Origin of the sequence: Planomonospora corallina, assembly GCF_042650625.1 — a bacterium.
GTDB classification, from domain to species: domain Bacteria; phylum Actinomycetota; class Actinomycetes; order Streptosporangiales; family Streptosporangiaceae; genus Planomonospora_B; species Planomonospora_B corallina.
In genome coordinates, this window is record NZ_JBHSBM010000042.1 from 120977 (window position 1) to 137080 (window position 16104).

The 16104-nt window shown below is 68.4% G+C and carries 19 protein-coding genes and 1 tRNA gene; 17 read left to right on the forward strand and 3 right to left on the reverse strand.

Translation table 11 applies throughout. The annotated features are described in order from the left end of the window. From ACFOWE_RS29130 to ACFOWE_RS29150, 5 genes are all read left to right on the forward strand, one after another. Entirely contained in the window at positions 1-207 is a 207-nt protein-coding gene (locus tag ACFOWE_RS29130) for a helix-turn-helix domain-containing protein (protein WP_189236974.1), read from the forward strand. Next, on the forward strand, positions 207-1535 hold the full coding sequence (locus tag ACFOWE_RS29135; RefSeq protein ID WP_377293447.1) for a tyrosine-type recombinase/integrase: 1329 nt from the start codon (positions 207-209) through the stop codon (positions 1533-1535). Before ACFOWE_RS29130 ends, ACFOWE_RS29135 begins: the two co-directional genes overlap by 1 nt. 564 nt (positions 1536-2099) lie before the next feature. After that, positions 2100-2582 carry a hypothetical protein gene (locus tag ACFOWE_RS29140; RefSeq protein ID WP_377293449.1) on the forward strand — a complete coding sequence of 161 codons (483 nt, stop codon included), beginning with the start codon at positions 2100-2102 and terminating at the stop codon, positions 2580-2582. A 705-nt stretch (positions 2583-3287) separates the two neighbouring features. Beyond that, on the forward strand, positions 3288-3431 hold the full coding sequence (locus tag ACFOWE_RS29145) for a hypothetical protein (RefSeq protein WP_377293451.1): 144 nt from the start codon (positions 3288-3290) through the stop codon (positions 3429-3431). Between the two features lie 111 nt (positions 3432-3542). Continuing rightward, positions 3543-4106 (forward strand): NUDIX hydrolase, encoded by a 564-nt coding sequence (locus ACFOWE_RS29150; protein WP_377293453.1) that lies wholly within the window; start codon positions 3543-3545, stop codon positions 4104-4106. On the opposite strand, the gene ACFOWE_RS29155 is transcribed toward ACFOWE_RS29150, so the two are convergent. Then, positions 4087-5304 (reverse strand): helix-turn-helix domain-containing protein, encoded by a 1218-nt coding sequence (locus ACFOWE_RS29155; RefSeq protein ID WP_377293454.1) that lies wholly within the window; start codon positions 5302-5304, stop codon positions 4087-4089. The genes ACFOWE_RS29150 and ACFOWE_RS29155 overlap by 20 nt on opposite strands. Positions 5305-5424: 120 nt before the next feature. On the opposite strand from ACFOWE_RS29155, the gene ACFOWE_RS29160 reads away from it, so the two are divergent. The 11 genes from ACFOWE_RS29160 (at position 5425) to ACFOWE_RS29210 (ending at position 13182) form a co-directional block, all read left to right on the forward strand. After that, positions 5425-5859: a hypothetical protein gene (locus ACFOWE_RS29160; protein WP_377293456.1), complete on the forward strand. Its 435-nt coding sequence runs from the start codon at positions 5425-5427 to the stop codon at positions 5857-5859. Then, the gene (locus ACFOWE_RS29165) at positions 5856-6158 is read left to right on the forward strand and encodes a hypothetical protein (protein WP_377293458.1); all 303 of its coding nucleotides are present in this window, start codon (positions 5856-5858) and stop codon (positions 6156-6158) included. The genes ACFOWE_RS29160 and ACFOWE_RS29165 overlap by 4 nt, the downstream gene beginning before the upstream one ends. 96 nt (positions 6159-6254) lie before the next feature. Next, a complete protein-coding gene (locus ACFOWE_RS29170) occupies positions 6255-6971 on the forward strand; it encodes a GntR family transcriptional regulator (RefSeq protein WP_377293460.1) in 717 nt (238 codons plus the stop codon). Positions 6972-7074: 103 nt separating this feature from the next. Then, positions 7075-7503 (forward strand): hypothetical protein, encoded by a 429-nt coding sequence (locus tag ACFOWE_RS29175; protein WP_377293462.1) that lies wholly within the window; start codon positions 7075-7077, stop codon positions 7501-7503. A gap of 139 nt (positions 7504-7642) precedes the next feature. Next, on the forward strand, positions 7643-8068 hold the full coding sequence (locus ACFOWE_RS29180) for a plasmid replication, integration and excision activator (RefSeq protein WP_344861213.1): 426 nt from the start codon (positions 7643-7645) through the stop codon (positions 8066-8068). Further along, positions 8065-8364 (forward strand): hypothetical protein, encoded by a 300-nt coding sequence (locus tag ACFOWE_RS29185; protein ID WP_377293464.1) that lies wholly within the window; start codon positions 8065-8067, stop codon positions 8362-8364. Before ACFOWE_RS29180 ends, ACFOWE_RS29185 begins: the two co-directional genes overlap by 4 nt. Positions 8365-8455: 91 nt before the next feature. Continuing rightward, positions 8456-9868, forward strand: coding sequence for an FtsK/SpoIIIE domain-containing protein (locus tag ACFOWE_RS29190; RefSeq protein ID WP_377293466.1), 1413 nt, complete (start codon positions 8456-8458; stop codon positions 9866-9868). Continuing rightward, on the forward strand, positions 9865-10068 hold the full coding sequence (locus ACFOWE_RS29195; protein WP_377293468.1) for a hypothetical protein: 204 nt from the start codon (positions 9865-9867) through the stop codon (positions 10066-10068). The genes ACFOWE_RS29190 and ACFOWE_RS29195 overlap by 4 nt, the downstream gene beginning before the upstream one ends. Next, positions 10065-11741 carry a replication initiator gene (locus ACFOWE_RS29200; protein WP_377293470.1) on the forward strand — a complete coding sequence of 559 codons (1677 nt, stop codon included), beginning with the start codon at positions 10065-10067 and terminating at the stop codon, positions 11739-11741. The genes ACFOWE_RS29195 and ACFOWE_RS29200 overlap by 4 nt, the downstream gene beginning before the upstream one ends. Continuing rightward, a complete protein-coding gene (locus ACFOWE_RS29205) occupies positions 11738-11989 on the forward strand; it encodes an excisionase family DNA-binding protein (RefSeq protein WP_377293472.1) in 252 nt (83 codons plus the stop codon). The genes ACFOWE_RS29200 and ACFOWE_RS29205 overlap by 4 nt, the downstream gene beginning before the upstream one ends. Further along, positions 11989-13182, forward strand: coding sequence for a tyrosine-type recombinase/integrase (locus ACFOWE_RS29210; protein ID WP_377293474.1), 1194 nt, complete (start codon positions 11989-11991; stop codon positions 13180-13182). Before ACFOWE_RS29205 ends, ACFOWE_RS29210 begins: the two co-directional genes overlap by 1 nt. Before the next feature lie 538 nt (positions 13183-13720). Here the strand turns inward: ACFOWE_RS29210 and ACFOWE_RS29215 are convergent. After that, positions 13721-13794 (reverse strand) — tRNA-Gly (locus ACFOWE_RS29215). Between the two features lie 145 nt (positions 13795-13939). Between ACFOWE_RS29215 and dcd the strand changes: the two genes are divergently transcribed. Further along, positions 13940-14515 carry a dCTP deaminase gene (gene dcd, locus ACFOWE_RS29220; RefSeq protein ID WP_377293476.1) on the forward strand — a complete coding sequence of 192 codons (576 nt, stop codon included), beginning with the start codon at positions 13940-13942 and terminating at the stop codon, positions 14513-14515. On the opposite strand, the gene ACFOWE_RS29225 is transcribed toward dcd, so the two are convergent. Further along, entirely contained in the window at positions 14400-15854 is a 1455-nt protein-coding gene (locus ACFOWE_RS29225; RefSeq protein WP_377293478.1) for an MFS transporter, read from the reverse strand. The two genes, dcd and ACFOWE_RS29225, sit on opposite strands and share 116 nt — an antisense overlap. Positions 15855-16104: the final 250 nt, after the last annotated feature.

The window sequence follows — 16104 nt, forward strand, 5'->3', positions numbered from 1 at the left end:
TTGGACGAACTTCTCAAGGCCCATGAGGCCGCCGCACTGCTGCACACCTCCGAGCGCTTCGTCCGCCGACTGATCGCGGAACGCCGGATCGAGTTCGTGAAGATCGGCCGACACGTCCGTATCCGGGAGTCGGCCCTGCTCGCCTTCATCGCCGCCGGGACGGTCGAACCCCTGGCGGCCTCCGACGTCACCGGGAGGGCCGCCTGATGGCCAACAGAGATGGTCGCCGACGTTTCGGCAACATCCGCAAGCGTGAGTCCGGCCGCTACCAGATCCGGTACCCCGGCCCGGACGGGCAGATGCGCAGCGGTACCGAGACGTACGAGCGCAAGAGCGACGCCGAACGGGCGCTGTCGCTGATCGAGGCGCAGATCATCAGGGGTGAGTGGACCGACCCGGAGCGCGGCAAGGTCAAGCTCAAGGACTACGCCGAGACGTGGATCTCCCAGCGGCCCGGCCTCCGGCCTCGCACGGTCGACCTCTACCGCTGGCTCCTCAAGAAGCACATCGCCCCGCATCTCGGCAACGCGGCCATCGGGAAGCTCTCCACCGCGATGATCCGGCAGTGGCGGGCCGATCTGCTCGGCAACGGGGTCTCGGTCTCCGTGGCGGCCAAGGCGTACCGCCTGCTGCGGGCCGTACTGATGACGGCGGCCGAAGAGGACCACATCATCCCGCGCAACCCGTGCCGGATCCGAGGTGCCGGCGACGAGCACGCCCAGGAACGGCCGGTGCTCACCGTGGCACAGGTCTTCGAGCTGGCCGACCTGGTGGGCCGCCGACCGGTCGGCAACGTGCGCAAGCTCAAGGAGAACGCCTACCAGCTCCGCTTCCAGCGGCACGGCGAGATGCGCACCCACCCCGAGGTCTTCGGCAACCGCGCCGCCGCCGAGCGGGTGCTGTGGAAGATGGGCATGGACGGCCGGGCCGACTGCACCCATGACCGGCGCTTCCGCGCCCTGGTGCTCCTGGCCACCTTCGCCAGTCTGCGCTGGGGCGAGGTGAGCGCGCTGCGCCGCAGTGACCTCGACCTCGACGCGGGGACGGTGCGCGTCCGGGCGGCCTACGTCGAGCGCTCCACGGGGGAGCTGGTCCTCGGCCCGCCCAAGTCCAAGGCCGGGCGGCGCATCGTCGGCATCCCGCAGGGGATCGTCCCGGCGCTCCGCGAACACCTGGACACCTACGTCCAGACCGATCCCGGCGCGCTCGTCTTCCCCGGCGCCAAGGGCGGACCGCTCCGCCGCAGCGGCTTCAACACCCGCACGCGCTGGGTGGACGTGGTCCGGGAGATGGGCCTGCTCGGCCTGCATCTCCATGATCTGCGTCACACGGGCAACATGCTCGCCGCCGAGTCGGGCGCGGGGCTCAAGGACCTGATGGCCCGGATGGGGCACGACAACGTGCGAGCGGCGATGATCTATCAGCACGCCGTAAGGGGTGCCGATCGGACGATCACCGATGCGATCGATCGCCAGATCATCCGGCGCGATGACGACGAGGACGGCCCGGCCGGTGCGCTGGTCCCGGCGGGTTAATGGCCCGCCAATGGCCCGAGAAGATCAAAGAGCTCTAGAAACGATCAAGGCCCGGGTCGGGATTCTCTCCCTGACCTGGGCCTCGGTGTGTGGAGCGGGTGACGGGAATCGAACCCGCGCTGTCAGCTTGGGAACCGGCTACTGATCACGCCGGGCTGAGCTGGGAAAACGGGGGCGCAGGTCAGGGTGGGCCGGTTGCCCGTGAGTGTCCGTGAGTGACCACGGTTCCCCGCCTGTTCTGGCACGGATCTGGCACGCGGTCTACACGGAGACCTTGCACCTGCGTCGCCCCGGTGTCCGGTGGGCCGAGGCTGAGGAACGAAGCCTCGGACCGTCGATCGCCCCCGACCCCGTACGGTGACCAGCCACCGACAGGCGATCGTGAGGGGCGCGCTACACGGTGTCGGTAAAGACACCACAACGGCTGCCGATGGTGATCGCCTTCCCTCCGCCGGAGAGACGACCGCGAGCAGCCCTCTGAACTGCATATTCGCCCAGGTACCCTCGGGTGAAGGCTCACGACGATGACGGAGCCGATCCGGAAGGCATCCTATGATTCGAGCCATGGCCCACCTCCGCGGCCTACCCGTGGCGTTGGTCACCTGCGCTTATGCCGCAGCCGTGCTCACGCTGACCTGGCTGACCCAAGACGGCCACCTCGGCGATGCCATGTACGGAGTACTGACCATGGTCGTGGTGGCCTTCCCACTCTCCATCGTCGGAGACTCGGTGTACGGCGCGATCATCGGTCAGCGGCACGATGACCCCGCTTACGGTTGGCAGTACGTCGAGATGGGCTGGCCGGGGATCGCCATGGCCCTGAGCCTGCTACTCCTCCTGACGTGGCGGCGCACTCGTCTGGCGGGGCAGGTGATGGGCTGGGCGCTGACGACAGCCATTCTTCTGGTGGGGGCGGGGATGGTCTTCGGATGGGCGCCCCGCCAACCGTACGGCTGGCCCTTCATCGCATACGGACTGCTCATGGCCATCGGGATGATCGCTGTGCATAGATCCGCGCTGAAGGGCGTCACCACCGGCGGCGCGTAGTACCGCCTCTGCCTGCACGGTCCGGATCCCATGTCCGGGTACGAGTCTCCGGATGGCAAGCGGTACCGGGAAGCGGTGTACGTCTCGGTGTCGTTCACGCTCTGGCACAGCGACGAGGATTCGATGCCGAACGGTTCCACCGCCTGGGGATACCTGCTGGTCCGCAACGATCCGGGCCGGCCGTAGCGGATCAACGGAGACGGGATTTACTGATCGCTGCGGCGGCGCAACCCCTGTGCGGCGGGTTGGTTAGGGAACGGCGGGGTCGGCGGTCGGTGCGCGGCCCGAGTGCGGCCCCGGCCGTGACCGGCCCCCAGGCCGCAGCGCGGCCGGGGTCCGCGACGCTGGGCCGTGCGGCGGCGCGCCGCGCCGCCGCCTTGATACCTACAAGAACAATTCGGCAGTGCCTTGAGTGAAGCCAGGGGTTAGAAATGTCGGATACGGAGGAGGCGGAAGAGAAACCAGCCTCTGGGCTATCCGAATAGTGAGAGTTCTCTAACCAGGGGGAAGTAGGCTGGCTTTTTAGAACGCGCGAGCGACTTCACTCAGAAAGAATGCGGGAAGGCCGGACGTGCGAGGTCCGGCCTAGCAGGTGCGACGTCTCGGCGCGGCACATGTAGTAGTGCTTAATCCCACGCACAATATACATGTACTTAGCGCCGAGCGTCGACTTCCGTCGAAGTTTCTCCAGGAAGAAGGACGCCCATGGGAGTTGTAGACCTCGGCCAGTTGCTCGTGGAGTTGGGAGCCCCTCTTTGGGTGATCTTGGTGGTGGTCATTCTGGTGGCCCTCGTCAAGATCGCGCGACTCAAGATCAAGATCACGATTGGGGAGGGCCCTAAGCAGTAGTGACCTACTGGTGTGTGCGTGGAACCGGGGTCCACGCACACACCAGCCTTCGGAGGGTTCCGGCCTGGAAGAAAGATGTACGGTGACGACCTCGGCCGGTAACTTCACGGTGTGGCTACCAACGAAGAGCAGACGCGCTGGATCGTGCACGGGGAACGCCTGGTCTACGACAACCGGTGGATCCGGCTCGGCCTGGTGGACGTGGAGATCCCGGGTGGGGAACGGTTCGAGCATCACGCGGTGCATCTGGACCGGGCGGCGATCGCGGTGGTGGTCGATGAGCAGGACCGGGTGCTGATGATGTGGCGGCACCGGTTCCTGTTCGACCGGTGGGGCTGGGAGCTGCCCGGGGGCCTGGTCGATGCGGGTGAGGATCCGATGACGACGGCTGTCCGGGAGGTGGAGGAGGAGACCGGGTACCGGCCCAAGGAGACAGAGCACCTGGTCACCTATCAGCCGATGGCCGGCATGGTCGATTCCGAGCACAGCCTGTTCCTTGTCCGCGGTGCTGACCTCGTCGGCAAGCCGACCGGTGAAGAGGTGGAGGCGGACCTCATCGAGTGGATCCCGATGGCGGAGATCCCGGAGATGATTGCCCGGGGTGACATCTGGACGTCGGGGACGTTGATCGGGCTGTATGCGGCTCAGGCGAGGCTCAGCACAGGGCGCGGGTGACCGCTCGGGACAGTTCTTCAATGCGTTTGCGCTGGCGGCGGGAGCCGGTCATGGTCGCCAGGTGCTGGGCGCGCTGGATGTGCGGCTGGGCGGCCTCGGGGTCCCCGCCGGCCAGCAGGGCATGCCCGAGGTCGCAGCGGAGCGCGGCTTCGGCGCGGTTGTAGGTACCGTCCATCCCGGCCAGCGCGGAGCGTAGATCCTCGACGGTGCCCGGGTCGCCGAAGCGGACCAGGCAGTTGCCGCGCCAGCGGGCCAGGTGGTGGCGGTCCAGCGACAGGTACGGCATGTCCGCGTCGGCGGCCCCGTCCGGTAGCAGGGCAGCGGCCTGTTCCAGCGCGGTGCGGCAGGTGGCCTCGTCGCCGAGGATGGCGGCGGCCTCGGCTTCGGCGGCGGCAAGCCAGGTTCGTAGCCGGGCGGGGATGCGGTCGCGGTGGGTGGCGTGGATGTGCTGGAGGAGTTCGGTCGCTTCGGCCGGCCGTCCGAGGTCCATGAGGACGTATGCCTGTTCTCCGGAGACGTAGGCGCTGATGGCGGGGGTGTCGGCTTCGCGAGCGGCGGCCTTGGCGTGCTCGTAGTGCTGCCAGGCGTCGGCCAGGGCTCCGGTGTTGATGGCCTGCCATCCGGCCAGGGACGCGGTTTCGGCAAGGACGTGAGCGAGCTGGGCCCGGAGGCCGGGCCGTACGGCGTGGCGGTGGACGCGCTCGATGTGGGCGATGTGGGCGCGCATCTTGTCGGCGATGGCGACTCCGCCGACGCGGCGGTCCATCAGGCGCAGATTGTTGGTCTCCATCGTCAGGATCATGACCATGGTGGGGTCGATGACGGCGGAGGCTTCAAGCCGGGCGGTCAGTTCCTCGATCTGCTCGCGGTGCTCGCCTTCGTGGTCGCCGGTCGGGGAGGCGACATCGAGCGGGGCCAGGCCGAGCAGCATGCGCGCATGATCGGGCAGGCCCAGACCAGTGGCGATGCGCTCGAAGACCTCCAGGTCGGTGACCTGGCGGCGGCCTCGGATGATCTCGCTGATGCGGCCTTGCGGGATACCGGTGGCGGTGCTGAGGCGGACCTGGGTGGCGCCGCTGTATTTGACAGCGAGGTTGAACAGTCCGGCTATGTCCCGTTGTTTGAGGATTTCCCGGGTTTGTTCGCGGTCCCATACCTGCGTTGGGATCTTGATCGGGTCGAAAGCGCTTCCGTGCATTCCCGTCCTCCGGTCGCCGGTCCCCGAGGTGGTGCATCGCTCTAGGCGGGACTCTATATCTCGCGGTGCTATATCCGCGTGGAATAGGCGCGGATTGTCTGGCCGCAGATCATTTCGGTCATGACAACACCGGTTAAGTGCACCGCATGCGACGGGCGCGGCTGGAAGATCGTCACCCGCCGGGGATGCGTGGCGGCCATGGGCCTGCACCTGGAGATGTCCGCGCGTGAGGACTGCCTGTACTGCGAGAGCGGCGACCCGGCCGCCCAGGTGGTCGAGATGTTCGAGTGGGAGGTGTTCTCCACCTCCGCCGGGGCCGACGAGCTGGGGCCGTGCGGGGTCACCTCGGGGCAGGCCACGGCGATGGACACCCTGCGCACGGCCCTGCGCCGCGTGGCCGACGAGACCGCGCAGGCCGATGTGACGGTGTGGGGACGCATCGTGTTGCGGGTCTACGACTTCGGCACCGTCCCGGACGACTGGTCCCGGCGGATCATCTTCATCGCGACCGTCGACCCGGCCGGATCCGTGCGCTTCGAGCGGGTCACCTCGTGAATGCTCGGGTGCTCGGCTGGGAGATGCCGTGCCCGTCCCTGCACCTGCCTCCGGCCCGGGACGGGCACCAAGCGCTGGACTGGTACGGCAGCGCGCGGTTCGGCCGGGTGCGGGTGGTGGCCTGGACCTGCCACGCGCACCGGGTGGCCTTCTACGAGTTGTGCGAGGCCGGCGGGCTGTCCTTCATCCGCCGCACCGTCGACCAGAACGGCCGCCGGGTGGTGGCCTACAGCGATGCGTGGCCGTGCCGCAAAGGCCGGGAGATGTGGACGGCGCTGGTGTGCGGTCTGGTCCGCTGACCGGTAAAGGGCGCCGGTGCTTGAGGTCCTGACAGCCTCCCGCTTGGCCGGTACTGTGCTTATGCAGACAAGTGGAAGAGTGATCGGGCGGTTGAGATGAGCATGGACTTCGCCCCGCCGAAGTATGCCCAGGTGATGACGGCGATACAGCAGCGCATCAAGGAGGGCGAATACGCGCCCGGTGACATGCTGCCGTCCGAGACCCAGCTTGTCCGGGAATTCGGCGTCGGCCGTACCACTGTCGTTCGGGCGTTGCAGACCCTCGCCATGCAAGGGTGGATCGAGCGCGAGCACGGGCGCGGCTCGTTCGTCAAAGGCCGCCCGGAAGCCTCGGCCGACCGCATCCGCCCCGCCCTGGAGACCGCCGGGCAGGCGGAGAGCGCCGAGAACATCACCGACGTGCGGCGCGTCCCGGCTCCGCGGCACATCGCTCGGCTGCTGGGCGCCGAAGAGCGGACGCCGGTGGTCATGCGGCAGCGGGTGGCCGTCCAGGGTGGCCGGCCTGCGGCGGTGGAGACCTTCTGGTTCCCGCTGGAGATCGCGCTCGGCACCGACCTGGACAAGCCCGAACCGCTGCGGGGCGGCATCCGCCAGCATCTCCAGGCGGTCAAGCATCTGCGCTTCGATCACATCACCGAACGCCTGACCGCGCGCATGCCCACCGAGGAGGAAGCCGCGGTGCTCGGCTCGTCGGCGCCGGTGCTCGGGGTGCTGGCCACGGTGCACGATCCGGCCGGCATCGTGCTGATGGTGATGAGCATGGCCTTGCCCGGTGATCTTCACGAGTTGCAGGATGTCTACCCTGTCACGTGAACCGACACCGGGTGGTGCCATGCGGAGCGTTGCCCCCACGCTCGATGATGAGCAGGAGCCGTTGAGGAGACAGTCCTTCTGGCGCAGTCAGAGAGGTGGCTGCGTGTTCGTCCTGCTTGTACCGGTGATCAGCGTGGCTCTGCTGGCCCTTCTGATCATGGCTCCGATGTGGGCCAATGATGTGAAGCTGGAAGCCATGATCGGCCGGTTCGAGCGCTACCCTCTGCCGCCCAATACGGATTGGTTGGAGTACGGCAGCCCCGATGCGTCCGTCACGATCCGTGGCAACGGCAACCACTGCGACTACCGGGCCCGCTTCACCTTGCGGACTTCGCTCACTGGCCCCGAACTGACCGCGCACTACGATCGCGCGGACATCAAAGGCATTGAGGGTACATCGGTGGCTATCACCGTGTGGATGCCGGAGCCGTCGAAGCGCTCCGCTTACTACTACGAGGGCTTCGGAAGCCGAGCAGCGATTGTGGAGATCGCAGACAGCACCGACAGCGGGTGGGACCTCCGCTGTACCTGATACGAGCTCTTGCCGCTGCGCGGCTGAAGTCGCCTCGCCACACCTCTTAACCACTTGTGCGGACGAGTTGCTTCACCTACTCTCAACTTGTTCGCACAAGTGGACGTCCGAATGAAGGGCGTTCTTGAAAGGAGTGATCATGGCTATTCAGGGACCCATTCCGATCAGCTTCGAGCAGGTCTTCCCGCACGGCTGCTACATCGTCGGTGCGGTCGAGCAGGTCAAGGACTTCGACGCTTCCAGCAACGGCCGGACCGTCTACGCCAAGGACAAGACCACCGGCGAACTGGTCTGGCAGGTCGCGGTGATGGACGCCGACCCGGCGGTGAAGGCCGGCCAGAAGACGGTCTCGGTCAAGATCCTGTCGCCGGTCGAGCCGGTCGTCCCGCCCGCGCTGCCGGGCCTGCCGTTCGTGCCGGTGGAGTTCGACGGCATGACCGTCACCCCGTACGTCAACCAGTCCACCGGCCGCCTGGCCTACTCCATCCGCGCCACGTCCATGCGCCCGCCCCGTACGGCCGGGGCGGCGGTCAAGGCGGCGGCCGGTAAGGAGAGCGCGGCGTGAGCGAGCACGAGCCCTACACCTTCGCCTCGGTGTCGATCGAGGAGGACCGGACCCGGCTGGCCGTCTCCTTCAAGACGCCGTACCTGTCGGTCCTGGCCCTGCGCGCCGGGGACACGCGACCGTTTCTGACCCTGGCCTCTTCTGAGGCCGAGGTGACCGTCACCACCACCGGCGGCGGGCCGGTCACCGGCGATGACGTGTCCCTGGCGCGCGAACTCGTCAAGGTCGCCACGCGCTACCTGGCCGACTGCGAGCGCCTGCACGCCGAGCGGTTCCCCGGCCAGGTCGCGCTCTGACCTCACGCGAGCGGGGCCGTCGGAAGCGGCAACTTCCGACGGCCCCTGATCTCTCACCTGACTCCACATCAAGAAGAGGAGGCCAAGCCTAATGTTCAAGAAACTGCCCGGTGACGAGACCCAGAGTCTCGTCTCCACCACTCCCGATACCGCCGTGGTCTTCCGCCCCGCCGTGGTGCGGACCCCGGCGTTCGTCACGCTCGTCATCTTCGCCGCCCGCCTGGTCGCCGGCCTGGTCCGCCTGGTCTGGCGGCATCCGGTCGCCTCGGCCGTCGTCGCCGCCCCGTGTGCGGTGGCCTGGCTGTACGGCTGGCGGGCGGGCCTAGTCCTGGTCGCGGTCGCTGTGACCGCGCTGACGTTGTGGTGCTCGCTGCACCGGCCCTCGTTCCTGCGGTGGGCAGGCTGGCGGCTGCTGGCCTTCTGGCGCTTCCTGTGGATCTACCGGCGGCACTGGCAGGCCGTGATGGTCGTCTCCGGGCTCGGGCGGCACCTGCGCGGCCGGGACTACATCCCCCACCTGATCCGGGTGCGCTGCACCTCCTGGGCCGACGTGGTCACCGTGAAGATGCTGCACGGCCAGGCGGTCAAGGACTGGGCCGACCGGCTCGACCACCTCGCGCACGGCTTCGGCGCCCGCTCCTGCCGGGTCTCGATCGCACGGGCCGGGCGACTGCTGCTCATCTTCCCCCGGCATGACCCGCTCGCCACGCCTCTCCCAGCGGTGCCGATCCCGGAGCAGGCATCGGTGGGACCGGTTCGGGTCGGCACCCGCGAGGACGGGCAACCGTGGCTGCTGAAGGTCCACGGCACGCATGTCCTCGTCGCGGGCGCGACCGGGGCGGGCAAGGGCTCGGTCATCTGGTCGACCATTCGCGGCCTGCTCCCCGCCGTGCGGGCGGGCCTGGTGCAGATCTGGGCGCTGGATCCCAAGCGGATGGAGCTGTCCTTCGGCCGGTCCCTGTTCGGGAGCCGGTACGCGGCGACCCCGGCCGAGTGCGCCGACCTGCTGGAAGCCGCCGTGGCGGTGATGCAGGAGCGGGCCGACCGGTTCGCCGGCCTCCAGCGCTCCCACACCCCCACACCAGAGGACCCGTTCGTCCTGGTGGTGGTCGACGAGGTGGCGTTCCTGACCGCCTACCAGTCCGACAAGAGCCTCAAGCTCCGCATCACCGCAGCTCTGGCGACGCTCACGACCCAGGGCCGGGCGGTCGGCGTCGGCGTCCTGGCCGCGCTCCAGGACCCCCGAAAAGACGTGCTGAACATCCGCAACCTGTTCCCCGACAAGATCGCGCTCCGGTTGGACGAGTCGGAGCAGGTGGACATGGTGCTCGGTGACGGCGCCCGCGACCGGGGCGCGCTGGCCGACCACATCTCACCCGTCCCCCAGCAAGGCGCGGGCGTCGGCTACGTGCGCCTGGAAGCCTCGCCGGAGCCGATCCGGGTCCGCGCGGCCTACGTCTCCGATGCCGACATCCGGGCGATGGCCGGGGCGGTGGCGGCGTGAGGGTCTGCTTCTACGGCACCGACGAGGAGATCACCCGCCTGTGTGAGCGGCCCGTGCTGGCGCTGTTCGGGCCGCGCCGGACGCAGCGGGTGGTGGCCTTCGAGCTGTCCGACATCCGCGTGACCGCCGACCCGTACGGGGCCGTCTACCGGCTCGCGGCGGAGCTGGCCGAGATCCACCGAGAGGAGGTGACCCCATGACCACCCCGACCGACCGTTCCCTCTCCCGGGCCGAGCGGCAGAAGATGCCGGTCGCCCTCGATGTCGCGGTGGAGATCGCCAAGGCCAACGGCGTCTGCATCCGGCCGATCGTGCTGCGGCGCCTCGACGTCCGCACCGGCCGAAGCGAGGACGTCAACGTCCCCTGCGGGGCCACGCAGGAGGCCAAGTGCCCGCCGTGCGCCAAACGGAACCGCTACCTGCGCATGGCCCAGTGCCGCGAGGGCTGGCACCTGGAGACCGAGCCCGTCGCCGAACCGGACGAGGCGGACGAACAGCAGCGGTGGCTGATCGAGTTCCGTGCCGATGTGCAGGCCCATCGGGATGCGGCCGAGCGGGACGGCGATACCGCCGAGATCGCCGACTGGGACGAGGCGATTCGGGAGATCGACGCCGAGATCAACGCGGCCGGGATGCGCGGCAATCTGTCCGGTCGGGAGGTCTCCCGGCGCTCGCGCTCGACCCGCCGACGGCAGGACGCCCCGGACCTGCCAAAGCGGGCCATGAGCCCGACCACGCTCGGGCGGGCCTTCACCGGCACCGATGGCGCGGTCTACCGGCCGTCGATGTTCATCACGCTCACCCTGCCCTCCTACGGCCGTATCCGGGCCGGGCAGGGCGTTCCCGTCGATCCCGCGAGCTACGACTACCGGCAGGCCGCGCGGGACGCGCTGCACTTCTCCAAGCTGGTGGATCGCTTCGTGCAGAACCTGCGGCGGGTCGCGGGCTATGACGTGCAGTACTTCGCCACGGTGGAACCTCAGAAGCGGCTCGCGCCGCACCTGCACATGGCCATCCGGGGCACCCTCCCGAGAGCGGAGATCAAGGCCATCGCGGCGGCGACGTACCACCAGGTGTGGTGGCCGGCGGCCGACGAGGTCGGCTTCGATGGTGACCACCTGCCTGTCTGGGTCGAACGGCCGGAGCGGGAGGACGGCACCGCCTACCCCGACAGACAGACCGGCGACTACATCGACCCTGGCACCGGGGAAGTGCTTCCCACCTGGGATGACGCGCTCGACCGGCTCGACACCGACGACGAGGCCGAGCCGCTGCACGTGATCCGCTTCGGCGACCAGGTCGACGTTCAGGGCGTGCTCGCCGGGACTCCGGACGCCGATCAGTGCATCCGCTACCTGTCCAAGTACCTGACCAAGTCCCTCGGCGAGAGCCTCGACACCGACGACGCCGCCCGGCGGGATCACGCGGCCCGGCTGGTCGAGGCCCTGCGCTACGAGCCGTGCTCGCCGTCGTGCCCGAACTGGCTGCGGTACGGCGTGCAGCCCAAGGGCGCCAAGCCGGGCATGACGCCGGGCCGGTGCCGGGGCAAGGCACACAAGCCCGAACACCTCGGCTACGCGGGCCGGCGGGTCCTGGTCTCCCGCAAGTGGTCGAACAAGACCCTCGCCGAGCACAAGCGCGACCGCCGTACCTGGGTCCTGGAGGCCCTCGGCCTGGCCGATGAACCGGTCGACCCGCACCGCTACGTCTGGAAGCCCGTACCGGCTGGGGACGGCACCGTTCCATCCCTCGCCCTGCGGCTGCTGCGCATGGTCGCCGACCGCCAACGCTGGCGATCGACCCTCCTCGCCCGGCAAGCCGAAGCGGACGGGTGTCCCATCGCCGATCTTTCGGCAGTCGGGGAGGCCGCATGAGCAGGAAGAGCACACAGAGTCCGGCCCCGGGTCTCCCCGAGCTGGCGCAGGGCCGGCTTCTCACCGTGGAGCAGGCGGCCGAACGGCTGAACACCTCGGTCCGCTTCCCCCGCCGCCTCATCGCAGAGCGGCGCATCACTTTCGTCCACGTTGGGCGCAACGTCCGCATCCCCGAAGCGGCGCTTGAGGCGTTCATCGCGTCGGGACTCGTCGAACCGATCACCACACGCAGAAGGAGGGCCGTCTGATGGGCGGCAACAACAAGGGGCACCGTCGCCGGTTCGGGGCCGTTCGCAAGCTGCCCTCTGGGCGCTTCCAGGCGCGTTACGCCGGGCCTGACGGCGTGGAACGTACGGCTCCGCAGACCTTCCCGAGCAAGACCGATGCGGAGGTCTGGCTCACCAGAAAGGAGGCGGAGATCCACGCACAGGAGTGGACGGACCCGGACGCGGGGAAGATCGCCTTCCGGGACTACGCGACTTCGTGGATGAGTGAGCGGACGCTCCGGCCCAAGACGGCACAGCTCTATGAGGGTCTGCTCCGGCTGCACATCTTTCCGGCCTTCGGGGACAAGCTCCTGATCGAGATCACCTCGCGTCACGTTCGGCAGTGGCACACCAAGCTCCTGAGCGACGGCGGCCCCGGCGCGTCCACCGTGGCCAAGGCGTACCGCCTGCTGCGGGGCATCCTGAACACGGCGGTAGAGGACGACCTGATCAAGAAGAACCCGTGCCGGATCAAGAACGCCGGTGTGGAGCGGCCGGAGGAACGGCCCGTGCTCACGGTGCCAGAGGTCTTCAAGCTCGCCGGTGCCGTGCCTCCCCGGTTCCGCGCCCTGGTCCTCCTCGCGACGTTCGGCAGCATGCGGTGGGGAGAGCTGGCGGCCCTGCGGCGTCACAACCTCGACCTTGAGGCGCGGACTGTCAGGATCGAGGCGTCCGTCTCGGAGATGAAGACGGGGAAGCTGCTCACCGGCCGGCCGAAATCGGATGCGGGCGCCCGCGTGGTCACCCTGCCGGAGATCATCATGGGTGACCTGGCCTGGCACCTCCAGCGGTTCAGCGAGCCGGAGACTGACGGCCTGGTCTTCGTCGGGGAGAAGGGCGCGCAGCTCCGGCGGAGCAACTTCACGAAGGTTTGGGCCAAGGCGATCAGAGAGGCCGGACTTCCGGCAATCCATATCCACGATCTGCGCCACACGGGCAACACTCTGGCCGCGATGACCGGGGCCTCGCTCAAGGAGTTGATGGCGCGGATGGGCCACTCCAGCACCAAGGCTGCCTTGATCTACTTGCACGCCGCGAAAGATCGTGACCGAGCGATCGCGGATGCTCTTGGGGAGATCGTTAAGGCCGATCTAGGGAAGCCGGATGAAGCAGATCATGGAAGCGCTTCGACTCTAGAGCGCCCTACCGACACCGAACGACCATATGGTGCATAACGGGATAAAAGCCCTGCCGGCGTGTGCTTGCGAGAGGTTCTGGTGCCGCACCGCCCTGCTTTACTGCTCTCCACGCGAGAGCGGCGCGCCGGTCGCAGAGATGGCGAACGGCTCCCTGTTGGCGCAGGGAGCCGCTCTTGCGTCCCTCGGTATTCAGCATTTGAAGAGAGGACGTATCGATGAGCGTACGGAAGAGACCTCCGTCGAACAAAGCGTCTACAGCCAGCGCAGACGGGCGGCTACCCCATCGCTGGGTGACCATCCTTGCCGTCTCATCCGCGATCGCTGTTGCTGCGGGGTTCGTGACCAATCCCGCGGTCGGCGTGCCTGTCTGGTTGGCGGCCGTTGGTCTGCTCCACCAGATCATGGACTGAGGTCACAGCACGGTGGGGCCACCGCCGCAGTGGGCATCCTTGCCGGTGGTCCTCCGTGTCAAGATCAACTGATCTGGCACGGATCTGGCACGCGAGTGAGAACAGGCTCAGAAAAAGATCAAGGCCCGGGTCGGAATCATGTTCCTGACCTGGGCCTCGGTGTGTGGAGCGGGTGACGGGAATCGAACCCGCGCTGTCAGCTTGGGAAGCTGATGTTCTGCCATTGAACTACACCCGCAGCGGCGTGCCGCGCCCACCACTGTAGCGGAAACCGCGACCACTCTGGACCTTCTGCGGGCTTGAGTTTCCCGCCCAGGTCCGGCTCCGCTGCCGCCGGTCGCCTCGTGCCCGCCCGGTCTTGCGCCCGTTGGTAGGTTGCCCACGTGCTGCTTTCCGATCGTGACATCCTCGCCGAGATCGAGTCCGGGCGGGTCGGCATCGACCCGTTCGAACCGGAGATGATCCAGCCGTCCAGCGTCGACGTGCGGCTGGACCGCTATTTCAGGGTCTTCGAGAACCACCGTTACCCGCACATCGATCCGGCCGCCGAGCAGCCCGATCTCACCCGCATGGTCGAGCCCGAGGGTGACGAGCCGTTCATCCTGCACCCCGGGGAGTTCGTCCTCGCCAGCACCTACGAGGTCATCAGCCTCCCGGACGACATCGCCTCCCGGCTGGAGGGGAAGAGCTCCCTGGGCAGGCTCGGCCTGCTCACCCACTCCACGGCGGGGTTCATCGATCCGGGCTTCAGCGGGCACGTGACGCTGGAGCTCTCCAACGTCGCGACGCTGCCGATCAAGCTCTGGCCTGGGATGAAGATCGGTCAGCTGTGCATGTTCCGGCTCAGCTCGTCGGCGAAGCATCCCTATGGGTCGGAGAAGTACGGTTCCCGCTACCAGGGCCAGCGGGGTCCGACCCCGAGCCGCTCCTATCTGAACTTCCACCGGACCCGGATCTGACGCCCTGACCGGTTCCCGTTCCCGTTCCGGAGCCGGATCGGGAGCCGGGCCCGTTGCCCGTGCCGGTTCCCGCGCCCTGCTTGTCGAAGGTGCCCTGCTCGTCCAAGGCGCTGTTCCCGCCGAGGGCACCGCCGTCGCCGAGCGGGCCGCCGTTGAAGAGAAGCAGTCCGGGGACGAGGAGGGCGAGGAGCGGCAGCAGCGCGGTGGCGGCGCTGACGGTCAGGAAGAGGTCGGATCCCAGGGCGCGGGAGAGCGGCACCGTCAGGGCGAGGGCGAGCGGGGTCGTGCTCAGCGCCGCCATCCACTCCAGGGAGGCCACCCGGGCCTGGCGGTCGGGCTGGACGGTGCGGAGCATGCCGAGGATCCACTCGATGGCGGAGATCTCCAGGCCGATCCCGGCCAGCAGGTAGGAGACGAACACCCAGCCGGGGACGATCGGCTCCATCAGGGCCAGGGGCACGAGGCCGTACGGCAGGAGCCCGACCATGGCGACGAGGCCGGGACGCCGGGGGGACAGGCGCATGGCGACGAGCGCGCCGAGCAGGCCGCCCAGGGAGAGCGCGGCCAGGGTGAGGCCGTACATGCCGTCCAGCACGGACCGGTACGGCGAGGCGGTGGTGACGGGGAGCAGCACCTGGGCGGGGGCCACGATGAAGGTCTGGTGCAGTGCCGTTACGGAGATCACGGCTGCCATCCAGGGGCGGCGGGAGACTTCGGCCACGCCCTCGCGGATCTCGACGGAGACCGGCAGCCGGAGTTCGTGCGCGGCCGGTGGCTCGTGGACTCGGCGCAGGAGCAGGGCGCTGGCCGTGAAGCCGGCCGCGGCGAGCCAGAGCGTGCTCCGCGGGTCGAGGAGTGTGACCGCCAGCGCGCCGATGACGGAGCCCGCGGCCGCGCCGATCCGCCAGGAGGTGCTGGTCATGCCGACGCCCGTGCGGTGGAGGTTCCTCGGCAGGACGGAGGCGAGGCACGCCTGGAAGGCGGGACGGAAGAAGGCCTCGGTGCCGCCGCCGATGAAGACCGCGGCACCGAGCACGGCGGGATGGGGGGCGGGCCAGAGGGCGGTCGCGGCGACCACCAGCACCAGTGCGGCCTGCGAGAGCGCCATCACGGCCTTGCGGGGCAGCCGGTCGGCCCAGACTCCGCCGAAGACGGCGAAGGCGACCAGTGCCAGCAGCCGTCCGGCGAAGACCATTCCGACGGCCGTGCCGTCCGGGTCGGTCCGGAGGAGGAGGGTCACCACGGCGATGGGGAAGACGTGGTCGGCGGCCACCGAGATCGTCAGGCTCCACCAGAGCAGACGAAACGGACGCTCTCGCCATACTTCGCGGGCCCCCATATGCGATCAGTATTCGCCATAACATGGTCAAACACCAGCAAACCGCTCGGGAGGAAAGATGCCGTCAAAGCTCCCGTGGAAGGTGTGTCGCCGGTCACAGTGGGGGTAGCGATCGGGGGAAGAGCGGACGTCTAGCGGGTGAAGTTCGCATTTCCGCTGGTAACCCTTACTCTTCTCTGCGGACCATCCCCGCACATCTGGAGATCGACGTGCGCCTGCGTCTCACACCTAGTGAGGACAGCTACTACGA

Excerpts from the sequence above, each read along its gene's own strand:
- ACFOWE_RS29155 (WP_377293454.1), bottom strand. The coding sequence starts at position 5,304 with ATGCACGGAAGCGCTTTCGACCCGATCAAGATCCCAACGCAGGTATGG.
- ACFOWE_RS29140 (WP_377293449.1), top strand. The coding sequence starts at position 2,100 with ATGGCCCACCTCCGCGGCCTACCCGTGGCGTTGGTCACCTGCGCTTAT.
- ACFOWE_RS29180 (WP_344861213.1), top strand. The coding sequence starts at position 7,643 with ATGGCTATTCAGGGACCCATTCCGATCAGCTTCGAGCAGGTCTTCCCG.
- ACFOWE_RS29225 (WP_377293478.1), bottom strand. The coding sequence starts at position 15,854 with ATGGGGGCCCGCGAAGTATGGCGAGAGCGTCCGTTTCGTCTGCTCTGG.
- ACFOWE_RS29210 (WP_377293474.1), top strand. The coding sequence starts at position 11,989 with ATGGGCGGCAACAACAAGGGGCACCGTCGCCGGTTCGGGGCCGTTCGC.
- ACFOWE_RS29200 (WP_377293470.1), top strand. The coding sequence starts at position 10,065 with ATGACCACCCCGACCGACCGTTCCCTCTCCCGGGCCGAGCGGCAGAAG.
- ACFOWE_RS29190 (WP_377293466.1), top strand. The coding sequence starts at position 8,456 with ATGTTCAAGAAACTGCCCGGTGACGAGACCCAGAGTCTCGTCTCCACC.
- ACFOWE_RS29160 (WP_377293456.1), top strand. The coding sequence starts at position 5,425 with ATGACAACACCGGTTAAGTGCACCGCATGCGACGGGCGCGGCTGGAAG.
- ACFOWE_RS29205 (WP_377293472.1), top strand. The coding sequence starts at position 11,738 with ATGAGCAGGAAGAGCACACAGAGTCCGGCCCCGGGTCTCCCCGAGCTG.
- ACFOWE_RS29145 (WP_377293451.1), top strand. The coding sequence starts at position 3,288 with ATGGGAGTTGTAGACCTCGGCCAGTTGCTCGTGGAGTTGGGAGCCCCT.
- ACFOWE_RS29135 (WP_377293447.1), top strand. The coding sequence starts at position 207 with ATGGCCAACAGAGATGGTCGCCGACGTTTCGGCAACATCCGCAAGCGT.
- ACFOWE_RS29170 (WP_377293460.1), top strand. The coding sequence starts at position 6,255 with ATGAGCATGGACTTCGCCCCGCCGAAGTATGCCCAGGTGATGACGGCG.